This is a genomic window from Pontibacter virosus, assembly GCF_003096355.1.
GTDB lineage: Bacteria > Bacteroidota > Bacteroidia > Cytophagales > Hymenobacteraceae > Pontibacter > Pontibacter virosus.
In genome coordinates this window covers 112,083-125,059 of sequence record NZ_QEKI01000005.1, presented here as the reverse complement: position 1 = coordinate 125,059, position 12,977 = coordinate 112,083, and the positions used below count along the sequence as shown (strand labels likewise).

Sequence of the window (12,977 nt, the reverse complement as noted above, 5' to 3'; positions counted from 1 at the left end):
ACATAGCGCAGCTAGTGGGAGCAGGCACTCCTACTATACACTAGTTAGCATCAATTTTGACATCAACACTATTAAACAAGACTACTGCTCTATGAAAATAATCAACAACGAACAGTTGCCTGCCGCAAATGGACATTACAGCACAGCCATAATCTCCAATAATCTTTTGTTTGTTTCTGGCCAATTACCTGTTTCAACAGATGGAACACACCATCATGACGAACCTTTTGAAAGTCAATTTGAAGTAGTTTTTGAAAATATCATTCAAATACTGCACGCTTCAGGTACGGTCAAGGAGAAGATAGTTAAAGTTACAGCCTATATTTCCGATGTCAACTTATGGCCGGAGTTCAATAAACTTTATGCTTCTTTTATGGGAGACCATAAGCCGGTAAGGACCGTGGTACCCGTGCCGGCATTACATTATGGTTACCAACTAGAAGTAGAAATAATAGCAGAAATTTAGGAATGAAAAATCAATTGGTCGAAGTACAGGAAAGGATAAACCCATACATCCATCGAACACCCGTTCTGACATCCAAATTATTAAATGAAATAGCAGGCTGTGAGCTGTTCTTTAAATGCGAGAACTTCCAGCGTATGGGTGCTTTCAAAATGCGCGGAGCAGTAAATGCTATTATGCAACTGACTGATGAGCAAAAACAGAAAGGTGTGGTGACGCATTCATCCGGAAACTTTGCCCAGGCATTGGCGCTTGCCGCTAAAAGTCTGGGAATAGCCGCCTATGTCGTGATGCCTTCCACAGCGCCCACCGTAAAAAAGAATGCAGTGAAAGGGTATGGTGGCATTGTAGTGGAGTGCGCCCCGACAAATGAAGCGAGAGAAGCATATTCTAATCGGCTGGTAGCGGAAAAAGGTTTGACTTTTATCCATCCTTCCAACGATTTGAATGTCATTCTAGGACAAGGAACTGCAGCCATGGAACTGCTTGAGGATTATCCTGATATTAGCTGTATCTATACTCCTGTGGGAGGAGGGGGTTTGGTGGCAGGCACCATTCTGGCAGCGGAAAATTTTTCGAAAAAAGTAAAAGTCGTAGGAGCAGAACCCGCTCTTGTAGATGACGCTTACCGCTCCTTGGTTTCAAATAAAATTGAAACGCACGATAATAAACCCACCATTGCAGATGGACTTAAAACGCAGTTAGGAGACGTTAATTTCCCAATCATTAAAAAAGGGATTGACCATATTGTTCTTGTAGAGGAAGACGAGATAATAGAAGCAATGCGTTTGATTTGGGAGAGAATGAAAATTGTAATAGAACCCTCCAGTGCTGTTGCATTCGCAGGATTATTAAAGGAAAAAGGAACATTGAAAAATCAAAAGGTGGGAATTATACTCTCGGGTGGTAATGTAGATGTTCAAAAATTACCGTTTTAATAAATCATGGGTGCTAACCGTTAAAAATCACCTTGCCTCAGTATCTGCGTCAGCTACAGGCAAAACATTGAAATTCTACCAGAAACTTTCTCTTAACCAACGCTTTTAAGACACTTTAACATAGGTGGTTTTTGCGTTCGAATCCCACCTCTTCAACAACAAAAGAGACCTAACATCTTGCTGTAAGGCCTCTTTTGGCTAAGTATCATCTTCACTTAAGTTGGGATCTCCCCTACCAACTGCTCTATACCTTTTTCTATTTGTTCGCGCAGCTTTTCGGGTTTATCCGAGATAACCCGCTCTGCCGTGCCCTGCCACACCAACTCGTTCTGCACAGGGTCTACCAAGTGCACCGAAACCGTGCCTACGCTATAGCGGCCTACTTCAACTTTTTTGCTCTGCCAGGTATAGCGACGCTGACCAATGTAGCGGGGCGGATCAGAAATGATATCGGTTTCTCTCGTCTGCACCTGCCTGTCCACTACAATGCCCAGGTTAATCAGCAAGTCGGCCTGTTCCTCAGACGGGGCCTGCCTAAGTCCGCGTTGCTCTAACTGGCGGGTAAGCTCCTGTTTCAAGAAGTGCACATGTCCCTGGTAGTCGGGCCCCGCATTCTCTACATCGGATTTCACCTCCATAAAGGCAAACTGACGATACGTGCTCAGGGCAAAGCCGGGTGCTGGCTCAGATTGAATGCTTGTAGCAGGAGTACAAGCCGATAACAGTAAAAGCAACAGAAAAGCAGTACTACACAACAGATTTCTCATTTCCGAAAGTCCTTGGTCTTTACATAAAATAAATTGTATATACGTAAGCGGTAATCCGGGATGTATGCTTTGGTTGCAATTTTTATACCTAACTTAGCACATGTCCTACTACAGGATACAATCTGCGATGTAAAATTTGTGCATCGTCTAAACCATACGTCTATAAGCTACGTTCTGCCCTACCATGAACACCACTGCACAAGTACTAGAAAAAAACAAAGAGCGCATCCTCGAAAAGTGGATGCAGAACCAACTGTCGGATGCCTCCCTCCGCGATGACCTGATGACGAATGATGAATTACAGCGTCAATCGAAAGAGATGTTGGACGGCCTGCTGCGAGCTGTAGCCAAAGGAAATTACAACAATATTTACGACACCGAGTTTGAGCAGGTAACTGACACACTTCGCGACATTTCCATTACCCGGGCCAGACAAGGTTTTAGCCCGCGCGAAACCGGCGCTTATGTGCTGAGCCTGAAGCAGTCCGTGATTGAGGTATTGGTTGAACAGCGGAAGGATGACACAAGCATGCTCTACCAGGAGATTATGCAGCTTAATAATCTGCTCGACAACCTGAGCATCCTCACCTTCGAAACCTTCATCAAAGGTCGTGAAGAGGTAATCCTCCGCCAAACAGATGAAATAAGCGAAATATCCACGCCAGTGATCCGGGTGTGGGACGGCATACTTGCCCTGCCTATTATCGGAACGCTGGATAGTGCCCGCACACAGGTTGTGATGGAAAACCTGCTGCAGGAGATCGTAAACACAGGTAGTAACATCGCCATTCTGGACATCTCAGGCGTACCTGCCGTGGACTCGCTGGTAGCACAGCACCTGATCAAAACCGTTAGTGCCACCCGCCTGATGGGCGCCGAGTGTATTATCAGTGGTATTCGGGCCGAGATCGCGCAAACCATTGTGCACCTGGGCATCGACCTATCCAATATCAAAACTAAGGCCAGTCTGGCCAGTGCACTGCACCTGGCCTTCAGCATGACTAATCTGGAGGTGCGCCGCACAGAGCGACACAAGGGCCCAAAATTAATGCGCTAGTACGATGGAGAGGATACCGATTTTAAAGATGGGGCCTTTTCTGCTGGTTACCATTCAGATAGACCTCTACGACAGGCTCGCCCTGACCCTGGAGAACGACCTGATCAACATGGTGAGTCAGACCGGAGCGCGGGGCGTATTGATTGATATTTCCACGGTAAGTATCGTAGATTCATTTATGGGCCGCATTTTAGGCAACATTGCCTCTATGTCGCGCATAATGGATGCCGAAACCGTAGTAGTTGGAATGCAGCCCGCTGTGGCTATTACACTTGTGGAGCTCGGCCTAACCCTGCAAGGTGTATACACTGCCCTGAATGTAGAAAAGGGTATGGAGTTACTTAACAATAAACTAGGCGATAACCTGGAACTAGACGACGAAGAGGAGGAAGACCAGGATGATCGTAATGACTAAAGACACGATGGAGATCGTGCGCGAACAGGATGTGGTACCCTTCCGCAACCGCGTGCGCGAATTTGGCACCCGTATAGGTATGAGTCTGGTGAACCAGACCAAGCTGATCACGGCAGCGAGCGAACTGGTGCGCAACATGCTCAAGTACGCCAGCGGGGGCAAGGTCATACTCGAAGTGATCAGCCTCAATGCCAAAACCGGCATCAGGCTGACCTTTAAAGACGAAGGTCCAGGTATAGCGGATATTGCCCTGGCCATGCGCGATGGCTTCTCTACTGGCAGAAGCCTTGGTCTTGGTCTGCCCGGCGCCAAACGATTAGTCAATGAATTTGACCTCAAGAGTAATCCGGGAGAAGGCACCACCGTAACTGTCATCCACTGGAAACATGGACGTTAACCAACATCACCGCTTCGCAGTCCCCGATCGGAGCTACGCGAGTCTCACAAAAAAAGACATTACACGCCTTGCCGAGAGTTTTGCCCTGTCGGAGGGAGCCGTGGGCAAAATCAACATCATTGTGTCGGAAATGCTCACCAATCTGGAGAAGCACACGGCGCATGGTGGCGAGCTGCTGGTGAAGGCCATCGGTAAACCCATTAAAGGTATAGAGATCATCAGTCTCGACAACGGCCCCGGCATGGCCGATCCTGAGCGTATGCTGGAGGATGGCGTATCGACCTTCGGCTCAGCTGGCGAAGGCCTCGGCGCTATCAAGCGGCAGTCGGATGTTTTCGATCTTTACTCTCAACCGCAGGTAGGCACAGTCATCGTGACCCGGGTGTACAAGCCAGGTAAGTCTATACCTGCAGCAAGGCGCTATGAAATTGGCAGCATCATGGTTCCCAAGCCAAAAGAGGTGGACTGTGGCGACGGTTATGCCATCATTCACCACGAAAGGGGCGCCTACCTGTTGGCCTTGGATGGACTTGGGCACGGCACGCACGCCCAGGAGGCGGCGCAACTGGCGGTCAAGACTTTTTGCGAAAACCCGGTACCTGATCCGGCTTTGGCACTGCAAACCATACACAATGGCATACGCCGTACACGGGGCGCAGTAGGCTTTGCTGCCAGCATCGACATCACGCAGAACAAATTCACGTACTGTGGCATTGGCAACATTGCCGGAAAACTTTTCTCTATGGAAAGTCCGCTGGGCAACATGTCTTACAAGAATGTGATTTCTTACAATGGGATACTCGGGCACAATGTGCCGGGCACTTTCAACAACCAAAGCCTGGACTGGAACCGTAACAAGTTGCTCATTGTGCACAGCGATGGACTGAAATCGCGCTGGGACCTGAGCCGCTACCCGAATCTGCACCGCCACCCGCCCACCACCATCGCGGCGGTTCTTTACAAAGACCATAGTCGCCAGACAGATGACACGCTCGTACTTGTATGCAAAGCTAAACAGTAGTCCATGCCCAGGAGTCTTCTCAAAATAAACATTGCAAACGAGCTGGACGTGGTGCTGGCTTACAGACGGGCTATGCAGCTGTCTGAAAAAACAGGTATGGCGCAGGCTAGTCAAACCAAGTTCGCAACGGCCGTGTCAGAGATATGCCGCAACGTGGTAGAGCATGTAGGCAATGGTACCATTCAGTTTGGCATTGTGCAGGAGAGCGGCCACAACTACCTGGAGGCCACGGTATCGGACCGCGGGCGGGGCATCGGAAACCTCGATCATATTTATGATAGGGCCAGGTATGCCAGCAGCGCTACAGCACGTGGCATGGGCATTGTCAACTCCCGCAAGCTCGTCGATTTCTTTGAGATCAGGACTGAGCATGAACAGGGCACTGCCGTGACCCTCCGCAAGCGTATACCTACACAGTCGCCTGTCGTGACCAAGAGTCTGAAAGAAGTCTGGCTGCAGGAATTTAACGATGAAGAAGGCATATCGCCGTATGCGGAGATCAAAAAGCAGAACATGCAGCAGCTCGAACTGCTCGAGAAGCTGCGGCTGCGCAACCTGGAGGCAGAGCAGCAACTACAGGAAATCAGGAGGCTGAACCTGCAACTCCAGCATTCCAACTTCGAGATACAGACGCTTTCAGAAGAACGGGAACGCCGCAACCTGGAGCTCCAGAAAGTGAACGCAGACCTGGACGCCTTTGCACATACCGTTTCGCACGATCTGCGGTCGCCCCTGCAAAACATCGGCGGCATCATCAACTTCCTTGAAAACAGTCTGCAAACCGGAAATAACGAAGACGCGGCTTCTCTCCTGCCGATGCTGCGGGAGCAGGCCAGCAAGATGGACAAACTCATAACAGGTATACTGGCCTATTCGCTTGCCGGTCACCACAGCCTGCACCGTCAGATCGTGTCCGTTCGGGTTGTACTGCAAAAAGTGCTGGAGTCGCTCTATATACCGGCGTCATTCAGAATAATATTGCCGGATGACATGCCTACCCTCTACACCCAGGAGATTTACTTTTACCAGATCTTCAGTAACCTGCTTGGCAACGCGGTAAAGTACCATGACAGGCCGGAAGAGGCCGTGATTGAAGTAGCATTCAGTTTTGAGTCTGACCATATCTTGTTTACAGTGCAGGACAATGGCCCGGGTATAGCCCCTGAAGACCAGGAGCAGATCTTCAGTAAATACGAAGCGCTTGGACACAACCTAACACGGTCCGACAGTTCGGGCCTGGGCCTTGCCATTGTGAAACGCATACTCGAAGAAAAGCATGGGGATGTGTGGGTAGAGTCGGCAGGGCGTGGCACCCGTTTCGTGTTTTCGTGGCCCGCCAGTGAGGTTGTAACCGAATCAGAAGAGGGTGAATAACAGCAAAGCCTGTATACCTTGCAGCGTACAGGCTTTGTTGTTTATAGTATGGCTTTCACTAGTTTTTGCGTTTCTGGAAAAACTCGGCCAGTATCTCTTTCACATCGTGGTTAGTGAGCGCTTTGGAGAAGTGTTTCTTCACTTTTTTGAAGCTCTTGATGCGCTCCAGGTCATAAAAACTCGCCGAGGAAGTTAGCATCAGAATGATCACATGGTCACCGGCATCCAGGCCTTTTCGCTGGTATTCCTCCAGAAACTCAAAGCCGTCCATCATGGGCATCTTGATATCCAGAAAAATAAGGTCAGGACATTTGAAAGCATCATCAGGCTTTTCGCCACAGGCTTTACTCAGATAGTCAATTGCTTCTCTACCGTTTTTCAGCACCAGGATTTCCTTGGATACCTTCATATCGGTCAACAAGCGTTTGTTCAGATAATTTGTGGTATCATCGTCGTCTACCAACAGCACTAGGTCAAGCATTTCGGATGCTTCCTTCATAGTTAGTTTTTTATCTCTCCTAAATCAACGGTAAGGTACAATCTACACTCCCGGATGATTTTCTACCCGGTTGAGCCACTAACATATCGTAAACAAGTAATGTTCAATATTGCGACTCTTTGTGTACTATATTGCAGTATTACGAAAGCGACATAGAACATGCTGTACAATAGCGCCGCAAAAGTACACTTTTGATTGTAAAGATTAAAGCTAATTCAGCGGTTACCTCATATAAGTTTTTCAGGCAACCATACCTCCCCTGACCTTTACGCCGCTTTTCTTATTCTTATTCTTCTTTTTGCTTTTGCCCCGCCACATTACAATGCCTGTCACCCATAGCATGGCCGGCGCCAGTCCCAGACAGAACCAGAGGACACGCGTAACCCAGCCTCCTATTTCCCCAAAGTGTATCGGCACGAACCAATTGCGGGTAAGCTGCCTGCCTATTGGAGCCGTATTCGGATTGTAATCATACACGGTAGCGCCGGAGTATTGGTCCAGGTATACCATCGGGCGGTTCTGCGGGCCAGCCTCCAGATCGGATGAGGCCAGGTAGGTCAGGTTGAGCGTTGCCACACTATCGGGGGCCATGACAAGGGTACGCCTCACGTATCCGGGGTATAAGGCATCCATCCGGTCGAGTGCCTGGTACACAGAGAGCGGTGCTGTTCTTGCCTGATAGGAAGACTGCAGTAACTTGACGTAAGGTGTCGGTTCCTTTGCCAGCGTAAGCTTATCAACAATGTTTTGGGTCTGCTCCTGAAAGCCAAAATATGCTCCGGTAATGGCGGCCAGAAACAGCGGTATGCTAAAGTAGAATCCAAACACATTGTGCAGGTCAAAATTCCTGCGCTTGAACGATGCATTGGGTTTGAGGCGCAAACGCTCTTTCAACTGCCGCCGCTTGCGAGGAAACCACAGGTATAGCCCCGTCGAGAGCAGCACAAAGGCCAGCAGAAGCGCACTTGTTCCCGTGATCAGGGCACCGGTATCTCCTACAGTCAGGTGGCGGTGCAAATCCAGCACTGTATCCATGACACCCCGCCGCTTCTCGAGCTGCCCTACATAGTCACCCGTTGCTGCATCAAAAAAGTGAAATTTCTTACTGCCTTTCACTTTGACAATGTAATTCTCCAACTCACGCACCGGGAAAAAGATACTGGTCACCTGGCCTCCAAACTGCTCTTCGGCATTTTTTACGACAAGGCGCACATCCACAGGGGCAGCTTCCGGCTCAGAGCTTTTGTAGTGCTCAGGGTATAGCGCCACCGTCAGTTCGGGCTGAAACACATAGAGCGAGCCCGTTAAGCCCATAAAGGCTAGCACGGCGCCCGCCGTCAGGCCGACCCAGAGATGTAACTGAAGAAGTAACTTGCGCATATACCCTAACTTTAAATCGGCGGCACTGCCCCTGTCAGGACAATGCCGCCGATACTATTTATCTCTGATCTGCTTTCTTAAAATCTAACTCCTACGGTACCCTGCACCGTAGTAGGCGCACCCGGCATGATCACGGTTACGGACTGTGAGCCTTCGTAGTACTTCACGTTGGTCAGGTTCTTGACGTTCAGGGCCGCATGGAAGCGCTTGCTGTTGTAGAACATGGTCGCATCGTAGCGTGTGTAGCCTGGCAACATAAAGCTGTTGGCGTCATCTACCGGACGATCCTCTACATACGTAAAGCCTCCGCCAATACCCAGGCCCTTCAGCAAGCCATACTGCAGTTCGTAAGTTGTCCAGAGGCTGCTGTTGTTATACCCCACCCCTCTGAAGCGGCGGCCTACAGTGCGTTTTGGATCGTCTCCACTCAGCGCATCCTTTGTCACGCGGGCGTCGGTATAGGTATAGGTGGCGATCACATTCAGGCCAGGCAGCACCTCCCCTGTGATATCGGTTTCTATACCTTTGCTCTGTACCTCACCTAGCTGTACACTGGCGCCGCTCTGTGTCGGGTGGGGAACCACCACATTCTGGCGCGTGATATCGAAGTAAGCAGCCGTCAGGTTCACGCGATCGTTCAGCAAACCGATTTTTGTACCGGCTTCATACTGCACCGAAGTGATAGGTTTAAAGGCTTCGCCCTCCAGCGTCTGTCCTATACCTGGCTGGAAGCCCTTGGAGTAGTTGGCGTATACCGAAACCGGTCCGTATACCTCATACAGCACACCCAGTCTTGGGTTAAAGGCCTTGTTACTTTGCCTGGTCGTTTCGTCTTTCATGCGGTTCTCTTTCTCCTGTTCCCAGAAGTCATAGCGGCCGCCCAGCAGCACTTTCAGGCGCTGGTTAATCGTGATGAAGTCCTGCAGGTAGAAGCCCAGCACATCCACACGGTCCTGGTAGTCCTGTGAGTAAGCGAGCAGCGAATAATCCTTTGGTTTAGGGTTATACTGCGGATTCGGGATGTCGAACACGTCGTAAGGAGCACGCTTCACCCAGATATCGAATATCGAACGCGAAATCTCTATACCTCCCACGGCCTTGTGCTCTACTAGTGCACCGGTGTTGAAATTGGCGTACAGTTCGTTCTGAGTCGCGATGTTGCGGTCATAGGTATCCTGGTCCTGGTGCTGGCGGTTGATGCGGAACGAACCATCCTTCAGGACAGTAGTTTGCTCCACCACGTCGCGCGTTTCGGTGGCGTAGTTGTAGTTGAAAGCATGGCGGAAGCTCAATGCCTCTGAGAATTTGTGCTGCAGGTTGTACTGCGCCATGCGGTTGGTGAACTCACCTGTATTGCCGGGCTCGATCACCACACGGCTTCTTGATACGGGAGCAATCTGGCCGTTGACCGAGAAGATACCGCGGTCGGATGGCTGGTCGTGGTTCAGGAACTCGGTCTCCACGGTCAGGGAGGTCTTATCGGAGAAATCGTAAGTGATGGCCGGGGCCACGAAAACACGCTTGGTCTTCACGAAATCGCGGTAGCTGTCGGCGCGCTCGTACACGGCGTTCAGTCTGTATTTAAAAGTCTTGCTCTCGTTAAAAGCACCACCCAGGTCTATGGAAGGCCGTACCAGGCCGAAGTTATTGGCCGTGATCTGGATATCCTGGAAGGTATGGGCTGTTGGTTTTTTGGTAGAGATGTTCACCATCCCACCCGGGTCGCTCACGCCGTACAGCACAGAGGCCGGGCCTTTCATCACTTCGATCTGCTGGATGTTGGCGCTCTCGCGGTAGGTGCGCACCGTGTTACGGAATCCGTTTTTGAACACGCTCTGCATATCCGTCCGGAAACCTCGGATCTGGAAAATGTCTGAACGACCGCCAAAGCCCGTCTCCATGCTTACACCACTCACATTGCGCATAGCGTCCTCCAGGCGCAGCACCTGCAACTGGTCCATGGCACGGCGTGACACTACCTGCACGGACTGGGGCACCGATTTGATGGGCGCCTCCATCTTGGTGGCAGTGGTAGCGGTGCGCTGCAGGTACTCCCCGCTGCGGTGGGCCGTCACCTGCACCTCGCCAAGCGAATGCGACGACGCAGACAGGTCCACATTTACAAATGAGGCCTTCCCTCCTGCTATCTCCAGCAGCTGCTTTTGAAGGGTGTACCCTATACCTGAAGCAACCAACGTATAGTTACCCACCGGTATACTCTTAATCAGAAATTTCCCTTCATCGTCTGTGGTAGAGCCGTAAGAAGTGCCCTCCAGCCCTACACTGATGCCGGCTATACCTTCGCCTCTTTCGGATTGGATGCGGCCTTCAATGCGGCCCGTGGTTTGTGCAAATACCTGTTGTGCCAGCAGCACAAGGGTACATACGATGGTGATTGCGCGTTGCATGTATCTTTAATTAGATCAATTCTAAAAAGTGATGCAAAAGTAAGCACCATATCCATAACAGAAAAGAGTAATTTAGATATCTTCTAAATAAGTGACAAAAATCATCGATAGCCAGTCAACACCTGCATACATACATCCTTTTCAGCCCTTTTTGAGTATTTAGAGTGATGCCTGCCAATAGCAAGCGGTATCGCTCAACATTGAAACAGAACCAAAGATATGGATACTTACAACCTGAAACCCGAACACATGCGTGCACCCAATAACCTCACTCGCGCGGAAATAGAGAAAAGCCTGGAAGAGCTTGACAGCAAAATAAAAACCCTGAAGGCACGCGCAAACGCCACCGCCGCGGACTCAAACCATACCTACCACGAGCATGTTGCCGCGCTGGAGGCCAAACGCGAACTGATCGCCAACAAACTAGGCGACCAGGAAGACAGCCAAAGCAAGTGGCAGGGCCTGAAGGACGGCCTCGACAACCTGAAAAAGGACATGGACAACCTGTTCAAATAAACAGAAAGCCCCGGCGCTAGGTATAGCACCGGGGCTTTCTGTTTCTATTCCATCTGCTGACTAGCCTGCCACAGGCTCACGGAAGCCTACCCAGGTAAAGCGCTTGATCACATACTCGGGGTTTGTGAACGAGGCGTTACCGGCAGGGTTACCGCCCGTCACGTGGAAATCAGAGAAAGCTGCATTCTGGTTCACATAAATGCCGCCCGTCAGATTAAAGCTCACCGGAGTGCCCGCCAGGCTCATCTCATCCATAATCTTCTCTTTAGTCTCTTCATCCGTGGTATAGGCACCGCAGGAGATGGCGCCGTAGTTCATAGCCATCTCTTTTGCCAGTTCGATTGACTGGTCTGTGTCCTTAGTTTTGATAACAAGGGCGATCGGGCCAAACAGTTCGCGGCTGAAGCTCTCTTTCTCCGTTGCGTCCACTTCGTAAATCACCGGGGAGCAGGTGCGGGCATTTTCGAACATCGGGTTGCTGATGTCGCAGGTGCTCAGCACTTCTCTGCCTTTTACGCTGGCTGCTTCTTTCACACGCTCCGCTGTGGCTGGGTTCTGGATAGCCCCTAGTATGTGCGGTCCGGCTTTCGGGTTGTTTACCAGGCCTGTTACGGCATCGGTCAGTTTCTTCACTACCTCATCATACGGAAGCATCTCTTCGCCAACCTTCACACCGGTTTCAGGCACGAAGAAGTTCTGGGGAGCCGTACACATTTGTCCGGAGTACAGGCTAAGCGAGAATGCCAGGTTCTGGGCTACTTTGTCGATGTCCTGCACCGAATCCAGGATGATCGAGTTCACACCCGTTTTCTCTGTGAAAGTCACTTTGCCTGGCAGGCTTTCCACATAGTTACCGAACTCTGTGCCGCCTGTGTAGTCGATCAGTTTTACCTTCGGGTTCTCGGCCAGTTCTTTGGTGATGAGGCGATCGTCCGCGTCTACACCCAACTGGCAGATGTAGGGGCTCAGGCCGTTTTCCACCAGCACCTTCTGCACCTCTGCCACTACAATGGCGATTGGCAACACCGCTTTCGGGTGCGGCTTCACGATAACCGGGTTGCCGGTAACAAGGCTTGCATACATGCCCGGCACCGTGTTCCAGGTCGGGAAGGTAGAGCAGCCGATCACCAGGCCTATACCTTTCGGCACGGCACGCCAGCTCTTGTTCAGTTTGAGGTTATACTTGCCCATTGGCTTCTCCCACTCCATGTGCTCCGGAAAGCGGGTCTGCTCTTCGTAACCTGCCGCGATCGCCTCCAGCGCCCGGTCGGCCGCATGCGGGCCCGACGCCTGGAACGACATCATATAGGCCTGGCCTGTGGTGTGCATTGTAGCGTAGGCAATCTCGAAGAACCTGGTTTTCATGCGCTCCAACGACTCTACCAGAATGGCAGCGCGGTCAACTGGTTTCACCTTGCGCCACTGATGGAAAGCCTCATCAGCACGCTCCACCAGCGTTTCTGCACTAAAATAAGGGTACTTTATACCTAGTGGCCGCTGCTCGTAAGGAGATTCTTCCTGACCTGCCCAATTTTCAGCGCTATCATGCACTAATTCTGTGAACTTGTTGTTAAGATGCTGCTTATACTTCTCACGCCCTTCTTTATCAGCAGTTTCGCCATAAATGTCAGGCATTGGGTTTTCGGGATATTGGGCAAAAAAACGACGCTCGTGCAAGGCCTTCACAGCGTTTTCTAGAATGGGAAGATGTTTATTTTTCAAATCCGAGGTCATAGTATTTA

13 protein-coding genes are annotated in these 12,977 nt (G+C 50.6%); 8 read left to right on the top strand and 5 right to left on the bottom strand.

The annotated features are described in order from the left end of the window. Window positions 1–91: 91 nt before the first annotated feature. Both C8E01_RS09520 and C8E01_RS09515 read left to right on the top strand, forming a co-directional pair. Window positions 92–466, top strand: a complete 375-nt coding sequence (locus C8E01_RS09520) for a RidA family protein (protein WP_116543138.1) — start codon at window positions 92–94, stop codon at window positions 464–466. 2 nt (window positions 467–468) lie between these two features. Then, complete coding sequence (locus C8E01_RS09515; protein WP_116543137.1) at window positions 469–1,401, top strand: threonine ammonia-lyase; 933 nt, start codon at window positions 469–471, stop codon at window positions 1,399–1,401. Between the two features lie 215 nt (window positions 1,402–1,616). On the opposite strand, the gene C8E01_RS09510 is transcribed toward C8E01_RS09515, so the two are convergent. Then, window positions 1,617–2,135 (bottom strand): DUF4136 domain-containing protein, encoded by a 519-nt coding sequence (locus C8E01_RS09510; RefSeq protein WP_116543317.1) that lies wholly within the window; start codon window positions 2,133–2,135, stop codon window positions 1,617–1,619. A 217-nt stretch (window positions 2,136–2,352) separates the two neighbouring features. Between C8E01_RS09510 and C8E01_RS09505 the strand changes: the two genes are divergently transcribed. The 5 genes from C8E01_RS09505 to C8E01_RS09485 are packed head-to-tail and all read left to right on the top strand — an operon-like array spanning window position 2,353 to window position 6,432. Continuing rightward, window positions 2,353–3,225, top strand: a complete 873-nt coding sequence (locus C8E01_RS09505) for an STAS domain-containing protein (RefSeq protein ID WP_116543136.1) — start codon at window positions 2,353–2,355, stop codon at window positions 3,223–3,225. 4 nt (window positions 3,226–3,229) lie between these two features. Continuing rightward, the gene (locus C8E01_RS09500) at window positions 3,230–3,640 is read left to right on the top strand and encodes an STAS domain-containing protein (RefSeq protein ID WP_116543135.1); all 411 of its coding nucleotides are present in this window, start codon (window positions 3,230–3,232) and stop codon (window positions 3,638–3,640) included. Then, a complete protein-coding gene (locus C8E01_RS09495; protein ID WP_116543316.1) occupies window positions 3,633–4,037 on the top strand; it encodes an anti-sigma regulatory factor in 405 nt (134 codons plus the stop codon). Before C8E01_RS09500 ends, C8E01_RS09495 begins: the two co-directional genes overlap by 8 nt. Beyond that, window positions 4,027–5,058: an ATP-binding protein gene (locus C8E01_RS09490; protein ID WP_116543134.1), complete on the top strand. Its 1,032-nt coding sequence runs from the start codon at window positions 4,027–4,029 to the stop codon at window positions 5,056–5,058. Before C8E01_RS09495 ends, C8E01_RS09490 begins: the two co-directional genes overlap by 11 nt. 3 nt (window positions 5,059–5,061) lie before the next feature. Beyond that, entirely contained in the window at window positions 5,062–6,432 is a 1,371-nt protein-coding gene (locus C8E01_RS09485) for a sensor histidine kinase (RefSeq protein WP_116543133.1), read from the top strand. Window positions 6,433–6,490: 58 nt separating this feature from the next. On the opposite strand, the gene C8E01_RS09480 is transcribed toward C8E01_RS09485, so the two are convergent. The 3 genes from C8E01_RS09480 to C8E01_RS09470 all read right to left on the bottom strand — a co-directional run bounded on the left by C8E01_RS09480 (window position 6,491) and on the right by C8E01_RS09470 (window position 10,719). Beyond that, window positions 6,491–6,931: a response regulator gene (locus tag C8E01_RS09480; protein ID WP_116543132.1), complete on the bottom strand. Its 441-nt coding sequence runs from the start codon at window positions 6,929–6,931 to the stop codon at window positions 6,491–6,493. 240 nt (window positions 6,932–7,171) lie between these two features. Continuing rightward, complete coding sequence (locus tag C8E01_RS09475; RefSeq protein ID WP_116543131.1) at window positions 7,172–8,311, bottom strand: PepSY-associated TM helix domain-containing protein; 1,140 nt, start codon at window positions 8,309–8,311, stop codon at window positions 7,172–7,174. A 77-nt stretch (window positions 8,312–8,388) separates the two neighbouring features. Next, a complete protein-coding gene (locus tag C8E01_RS09470) occupies window positions 8,389–10,719 on the bottom strand; it encodes a TonB-dependent receptor (protein WP_116543130.1) in 2,331 nt (776 codons plus the stop codon). 219 nt (window positions 10,720–10,938) lie between these two features. On the opposite strand from C8E01_RS09470, the gene C8E01_RS09465 reads away from it, so the two are divergent. Next, window positions 10,939–11,235: a sll1863 family stress response protein gene (locus tag C8E01_RS09465; RefSeq protein ID WP_116543129.1), complete on the top strand. Its 297-nt coding sequence runs from the start codon at window positions 10,939–10,941 to the stop codon at window positions 11,233–11,235. A 60-nt stretch (window positions 11,236–11,295) separates the two neighbouring features. On the opposite strand, the gene paaN is transcribed toward C8E01_RS09465, so the two are convergent. Next, window positions 11,296–12,969 (bottom strand): phenylacetic acid degradation protein PaaN, encoded by a 1,674-nt coding sequence (gene paaN, locus C8E01_RS09460; protein WP_116543128.1) that lies wholly within the window; start codon window positions 12,967–12,969, stop codon window positions 11,296–11,298. Between the last annotated feature and the right edge of the window lie 8 nt (window positions 12,970–12,977).